This is a genomic window from Clostridium sp. ATCC 25772, from assembly GCF_001573875.1.
GTDB classification, from domain to species: Bacteria; Bacillota; Clostridia; order Clostridiales; family Clostridiaceae; genus Clostridium_J; species Clostridium_J senegalense.
The window spans coordinates 1-707 of record NZ_LFRG01000147.1 but is presented as its reverse complement, the minus strand read 5'-3'; the positions used below and the strand labels follow the sequence as shown (position 1 = coordinate 707).

Here is a 707-nt window from a genome sequence, read left to right as displayed (position 1 = left end):
AAATTATTTTCTTTAGCTACTAACATTTTACTATCCCCCATTACTTAATTTCATAGGTATATTATAGTTTATTAAACTTAGTAATTTCAACGGTTTCTACGAATGTTCTCAAGTTTCGACAAAGTTTCTTTATCTAATCTATCTTCTAACCAATTTCTTTGAATTTTGCGCTCTGACCCTATTTGTTTACTTCTTATCTTGTTTTTAGCGTCTTCTATGTCTAATTTAAGCTCTCTAGCTGATATTTTAGATGCTCCTTTACCTAATACTATTTGCTGTTCAGCATAATCATTTGTAGCTACTTTAACAACATCATACTTAGATAAAGATGTTATATATTTTTCAATATAACTATCTGCTGTTTGATGTTCTTTTGTATAAACTACTGTTATATATTTTCTATTTTCTATTTTTTCAATAGAACTTTTAACATTATATGCATCAAAAACAACAATGGCTTTTTGGCCTGAAAATTCTGCATATTCAATGATTATATCAATTAATTTTTCCCTAGATGCATCTAAATCTTCTACTGAAATACGTCTAAGTTCTTCCCATGCATTTATAATATTATATCCATCAATTATTAGATAATGATTAAACTTTCTTTTCATTACCTTATTTAGAGCCTATTCTTTGTTTGAATATTTCATATAAAAGTATACTTCCTGCAACTGATGCATTTAGTGAAGTAACATTTCCTACCA

1 protein-coding gene is annotated in these 707 nt (G+C 27.0%); it reads right to left on the bottom strand.

The window, feature by feature from the left end; all coding sequences use genetic code 11:
• Nucleotides 1-86: 86 nt before the first annotated feature.
• Complete coding sequence (locus AZI32_RS17245; protein ID WP_061997168.1) at nt 87-614, bottom strand: NYN domain-containing protein; 528 nt, start codon at nt 612-614, stop codon at nt 87-89.
• Nucleotides 615-707 lie beyond the last annotated feature (93 nt).